Source organism: Mucilaginibacter sp. (assembly GCF_039207105.1).
Classification (GTDB): Bacteria; Bacteroidota; Bacteroidia; order Sphingobacteriales; family Sphingobacteriaceae; genus Mucilaginibacter.
This window is the reverse complement of the sequence record NZ_JBCECK010000223.1, coordinates 1-6,387: the sequence shown is the minus strand read 5'-3', so window position 1 is coordinate 6,387 and position 6,387 is coordinate 1. Positions and strand designations below refer to the sequence as shown.

Annotated in this window: 3 protein-coding genes; all 3 read right to left on the bottom strand. The window is 38.6% G+C overall.

Annotation, left to right across the window (positions count from 1 at the left end; translation table 11 throughout):
* Window positions 1–218 precede the first annotated feature (218 nt).
* On the bottom strand, window positions 219–1,838 hold the full coding sequence (locus AAGC65_RS24190) for a RagB/SusD family nutrient uptake outer membrane protein (protein WP_343115034.1): 1,620 nt from the start codon (window positions 1,836–1,838) through the stop codon (window positions 219–221).
* Window positions 1,839–1,858: 20 nt separating this feature from the next.
* Window positions 1,859–4,846, bottom strand: coding sequence for a SusC/RagA family TonB-linked outer membrane protein (locus AAGC65_RS24185; RefSeq protein WP_343115033.1), 2,988 nt, complete (start codon window positions 4,844–4,846; stop codon window positions 1,859–1,861).
* Window positions 4,847–5,511: 665 nt separating this feature from the next.
* The coding region (locus AAGC65_RS24180; protein ID WP_343115032.1) for a hypothetical protein at window positions 5,512–6,387 on the bottom strand (876 nt) is incomplete at its 5' end.

Sequence of the window (6,387 nt, the reverse complement as noted above, 5' to 3'; positions counted from 1 at the left end):
GATAATACCAGAAGGGTGGATAACAATAATTTCAGGTGCTTTAGGCAAAAGCTTGCTGCGTGCATCGTTAATTGTTTTTGTTATGTAAAATTATCAATCGGGTGTGTTTTGGGTGTTAGCGCACTATTAATAAATTGATTGTTGATATTAATTTTTTGTAAAATAAAAAGGGGCCGCTTATAATAAGCGGCCCCTTTTTTATGAATTATGGTATTTGATTAATAACCAGGATTTTGAACCAGGTTAGGGTTGGTTTTTAGTTCGGTAGATGGAACAGGGTATAACCTTCTGGTTACGTCTTTATTCATCTGCAAATCGTCGGCTTTACCACCAACTACTGGCAATGGGTAATCTTTTTCGAACTGACCAAAACGGATCAGGTCATTACGGCGCCATGCTTCCCATGAAAGCTCGCGGGCACGCTCATCTAAAATATCATCAAGAGCAATAGATGTTGCAGCAGGAGCATGTGAACGTAAACGTACTTTGTTTACTAACGAAAGTGCTGTTTGCTGCTCGCCATTGATCATGGTTGGGGTAGCGCCACGTAATAAAGCTTCTGCTTTCATCAGGTATATATCAGCTAAACGGAATACCGGAACATCGTTACCATTTAAACGTGTAGCCTGGGTGGTAGTAGGGTCCGGGTAATATTTAATTGACCTTACACCCTCTGATTGTGAGGTTAATACATCGTTACCTACGTCCATTGGTTTTAAACCAGTAAGGGTTAATGTAGGTATAAGATTGATCTGTACCTTATCATTAGGGGCAGGGTAGTAAACCGGCTGATTGGTAAAACCGCCGTTACCGTCAGGATAAAACTGCGGGCCTGCCAACCATGTTTTGGTACGGTCATCGCCCGGAAGATTAAAGCGGTTGTAAAACTCAGGAGTAGTACTCATAGCGATACTCAAACCTACGTTAAAGCCATATGCATTAACCAGGTAGTAAAAGAAACCGAAACGGGTAAACTGGTTACCTGGTATTTGCTGATCATAAGGGATAGCAAATATAGTTTCATTGATCTGCGGGCCGTTGTTTGGCAAAAATATGTCCCTGTATTTAGCATCAAGGAAATAATTAGTGTTAGCTTGAACGCTATCGCACATGGTTACCGCATCCTGATAATGGTTGGTATTGATGTAAACACCAGCGTTCAGGTACATTTTTGCAAGTGTGGCAAATACCATTCCTTTAGTTGCGCGGCCATATTGTGTTACGTTGGTAGCAGCATTAGAAGTTTTTGCTGGTAATAATGGTAAAACAGCTTTTAACTCACTTTCAATAAAGGCATATACCTTAGCGCGTGGCTGTGTTGCCGGTTGTACGGTTACCGGGAAATCGGTAATGATAGGTACGTTACCATACAAATCCATCATGAAATAAAGATATAAGGCACGCATTGCTCTAATCTCGGCAATAGTTGATGCTTTTTTAGCAGCGGTTGCTTTAGAAGCGTTAACAACACTTATAACACGATTACAGGTATTTATACCGCCAAAGCCCCATTGCCACACCGAAATTACGTTCGGGTGATCAAAGGTCCAGGTGTGGTAATGTAACTGGCGGTACTGGCCACCATCGTCAAAGTTACCGTCGCGGGCAGGTAATATGGCCTCATCTGTCGACATATCCTGCATGCGCCAGTATGGTACCGCAAAGCTTGACGATAAGTTGGAGTAAATGCTACCTAATAGCGCTGTATAATCGGCATCGGTAACCGGGAAGTTTGATTGTACGTATTGAGATTCAACCGGTACATCAAGTTTTGTACAAGAAGAGAATGTGCCGATGCTCACAATTACGGCAGCACATATTTTAAATATCTTTTTCATTTTCGTTTGTTTAAATGTTTTTAGAATGAGGCGTTCATACCTAAGCTGAAGGTGCGTGTTTTAGGATAAAAATCCCTGTTATCAATACCTGGGGTTAAACCACCGATATTAACTTCCGGATCAACACCACGGTATTTGGTAATGATGAAGATGTTATTACCTGAAGCATAAAAACGTAAGCTCTTAATAGCTTGTATGTGTGGTTTAATAGTATAACCAAAAGTGGCGTTATCCAGACGCAGGTATGAACCGCTTTCCAGAAAACGATCAGAGATCAGGTAAGCATTGATATCCTTAAATGATTCGCCTAAGGTAAAGGCTGGTATGTTTTGCAGTTTTGAATCGGCAGGGTTATTTAATGAAGCTAAAGTAGCGTTCAAAATTTTGTTGCCGTAAACACCGCGCACCAGGAAGTTCAGGTCGAAGTTTTTGTAGAAGAAGCTGTTGCTCCAACCATAAATCAGTTTTGGTTGCGCGTCGTATTTAATAAACTGATCGGTAGTAAGCGGTTGGGTAGGGATAATGGTTCCGTCGGCTTTTTCATAAGTACTTACACCCTGAGCATTTTTGCCGGTATAGTGCCATAAATCAAAGGTGCCTACAGCATATCCTGGTTGTATGATCTGGCTGAAATTACCCGACTGACCTTTGCCGCCTAATTGAGCAGTTTGAATGTATGGAAGCGCGAAACCACCCTGTGATAAACTTTGCACTATGTTTTTATTGTGTGAAAAGTTTAAAGAGGTACGCCAGGTGAAATCGCGCGTTTTTACAGGTGTGGCATTTAATACAACCTCAATACCACTATTTTTCATTTTGCCTACGTTAGCAGTTAAATACTGGTAAAAATATTGGGTAGTTGACACCTGGAGAGTTGTGATCAGATCGGAAGTTTTCTTGATGTAATAATCAACCGAACCTGTTAAACGATTGTTGAACAACCCAAAATCCAAACCGATGTTGGTGGTGGCAGTACTTTCCCATTTCAGATCCGGGTTATCATTGCGTACCGGGCTAATGGAGTTGATAATGTTACCATTGTTGTAAAATTTACCACCTGCACCGTAAATTAAACGGGCAGTAAAGGCATCAAAACCAAGGCTGTTACCAGATACACCGTAACCTGCTCTTAGTTTTAAGTCACTAATAACAGGAACTTGTTTCATGAAATCTTCGCTGATGATCTTCCATCCTCCGGAAACTGCCGGGAAGTAACCATGACGATGATTGATACCAAAGGCCGATGATCCGTCTTCCCTTATTGAGGCTTGCAATAAATATTTATTGTTAAACTCATATTGGGCACGGGTATAAAAAGATACAAACCTTAAAGTTGAAATGTAATTTGGGTTAAAAGGTATTTGTGATAATGATGTTGGGTTTGAAAACGATAAGTTGTTATAAGTTAAGGCATCATTCGAAAATCCTTGAGTCCCTACACCAAAACCATCATTGTTACGATCCTGCTGGTAAGAGTAACCACCTAATAATTTAAGTGAATGTTTACCAAAAATTCTGTCATAGTTAAAATAAGCCTCAACAACATTGCTTGTGCTGGTATAGGCGCTGCGGTTGGCTACACCAAATGCGTTAAGATATATACCTGACTGGCTGGTTGAGTAGGTATTAACGTTGTTCTGATCTTTTTGAGTTGATCCGGTTAAAGTGAACTTAAATCCTTTTGCTATATCAACCGAAGCAAAACCGTTTATCAAGGTTTTATTATCTTCTGTATTGGTAAAGTTGTTATTAATTAACGATAATGGGTTTAACGGGCCGCTACCAGTACGTGTATAGTTTTCTTTGTAACTACCGTCTGGGTTATAAGGGCTTACAGTTGGCAGGTAAAATAAGATACCTGAAAGCACCTGGCTTTGAAAAATATCCTGGTTTTTGGTAATACTGTTGGTTAAGGTAATGCCTAATTTTAAACGGTCATTAAAAAAACGCTGATTAATGTAGCCTTTATAAATGGTACGCTGTAGGCTGGTATTTTTTAAGATACCATCGTTTTTTAAATAGTTTACGCTTGCGCCATATTCTGAATTGGTACCTGAGCCACCGTATGAAAGGTTATGGTTTTGAGAGTAACCAGTTCTTTCGGCAAGTTTTTGCCAGTTGGTATTTGAACCGTCATCATCTAAAGGGCTCAGTTTGGGTACGCCGTTATCAGCTAAGTATTTACGTAACTGGTCGCCGGTTAAAACATCTATGTTTTTTGATACGTTTTCTGCCGCACCATAAACGCTGTATACCAACCTTGACTGGCCTGCTTTTGCTTTCCGGGTAGTTACGATGATTACACCGTTTGCAGCACGTGAACCGTAAATAGCGGTTGATGATGCGTCTTTCAATACATCAATACTTTCAATGTCTGCAGGAGCAAGCAGGTCGATAGAAGCGCCCGGTACACCGTCAATTACATAAAATGGCTCTTGTGCAGCGCCTTCACGCAGCGTTGACGGGCCCCTTAAAATAGTTGCCGGTTGTTTGTTAGGATCACCGCTTTTGGTAATGTTTAAACCGGCTACCTTACCTTGCAATAACTCGGCAGGGGTAGTTAATACACCGGCGTTAAAATCTTCGGCCTTAATTGATGTGATAGCACCTGTTACATCCTTACGGCTTGCTGTACCGTAACCGATAACTACAACGTCTTTTAACTGTTTGGTATCAGTTACCAGGGTAACATTAATTGATGGTTTACCATCAACAACAACTTCTTTAGGCACAGAACCTAAAAATGTGAACTTTAAAACATCGTGTGGTCCGCTTACAGTAACGGTATAAGCACCATTACTGTTAGTAGTGGCAGCCCTGCCAGAACTTTTAACAGTTACTACTACACCGGGTAAAGGCGCGTTGGTTTCGTCGGTAACCGTACCTTTTATGGTTCTGGTTTGAGCAAAAGCCGATAGCGCGGTAAGTAACAGAACAAAAACCGTTAACAGGCCATGTCTGTAAAATTGAGGGAGTTTCTTTGAAAAAGAAGGGTAAACTTTTTTCATGAAGAGATTAAATAATTTATGACATAATAGAACTCTGGAAATCGATTGTTTCCGGCTGCAAAGGAATGATGTGCATGTTAGCAAATCATCAATTATACATTAGCTTTTGTAGCATAAAAACGTTTTAGCTAAATAGACTAATAAGTAAGTTATTTTTTATAAAATATTGATAATTAATATATTATAAAATGTATCTACATATTTTGAATGGTATTAATTACTTATTTTTAATTCGAGTTTAATACCTGCTTAACAAATGGAGCGGTTTTAACCTGAAACTAAATTAATGAGCGGAAAATTTTAACAACCTGTGGAAACTTTAATCTGACATTGTGGGCAGGCATGAATTTTTATAATTCTTAACTGGTTTAGGCTTATTGTGAACTGAAAATAAACTTTACTGATTTTCAGTTATTTAATATTTTATTTAAAGTATTATACTGCTAACTGAAAATTGCCTTAATCATAAACAGGCTTAATGATTGGTTTTTATGTAAACATTATATAGGAATAACTAATCAACTAAACGTAATTGCTATGTTAATTAACTATGAAAAATTGCTTTAAAGTTATCTTAAACGTTTTCGTAAAAAATGCTTGAAAAGCCGCATGCAAAGAATGGCCTTTATTGAGGTTTTAATAAATTATTTGATAGAAAGGGAGGTTCAATTTTTATTTTGAAAATTCCCGCTTGAGAATATTTCCGGACTTAGCCCGCATTCGCGCAGTAATTTGGCATTGTTGAGAGACAACTGCTTATAAAAAGCAGGATCATGCTCTGTAACATCGGGGCTGATGATGAGCTGGTTTAGGGTAAATACTTTTGAAAATTTATTGCCCGATTTTTCTGAAGCCTGATTTAAATACTTTAGATAGCCGGGAATGGCATGGTACTCTTGGTTTAATATTGCCTTTCTGATTTTCAGGTCATAAAAAGCTTGTTTCATATAGGGGGTAAACGCATTCTCTTTGGTTTTAAACAATTCTGAAATACTATCATGAATTGTTTTGAACTCTTTGGTTTTACCCAGTAAAAATTGCGCGTTTGCAACCAGTATTTTTGAAAAAAAGTTATAACCTTTAGCTTCGCTGGTATTTTTATGCTGTATTTTTTGCAACGCGTTAATATAACGGAGTGTTTTACGTGGTTTTTGATAAATGATAAGCGCGTAACCTGTCAGTAAATAGATAAGATCATCGCCCTGGTTATAATTCAGTTCGTCGGTTTGCTTGGGCGGATTAAAATAGAAACGGGTAATGGCAGCAAAGAAATCACGTTTAATGATACCATACTTGAAAAAATAATAGATTGCGGTTAGGCAATCGGCTGGGTTTAAAACAAATTCCTGATAATCATCATGCGAGAAACCATTAAGCTTTATTAAGTAGCCTTCAAGCGAGATCATATCTAATTGCATGGCGGCAACCATAGCCAGTGCAGTATAGGTAAGGTTCTTTTTATGGTTTGTGAGCTCGAATTTTAATAATGGTTGCAGTGTTTTTTTGTATTCGAGATTAATATATTCAAGGCCCAGAAAATA

Excerpts from the sequence above, each read along its gene's own strand:
- AAGC65_RS24190 (WP_343115034.1), bottom strand. The coding sequence starts at position 1,838 with ATGAAAAAGATATTTAAAATATGTGCTGCCGTAATTGTGAGCATCGGC.
- AAGC65_RS24185 (WP_343115033.1), bottom strand. The coding sequence starts at position 4,846 with ATGAAAAAAGTTTACCCTTCTTTTTCAAAGAAACTCCCTCAATTTTAC.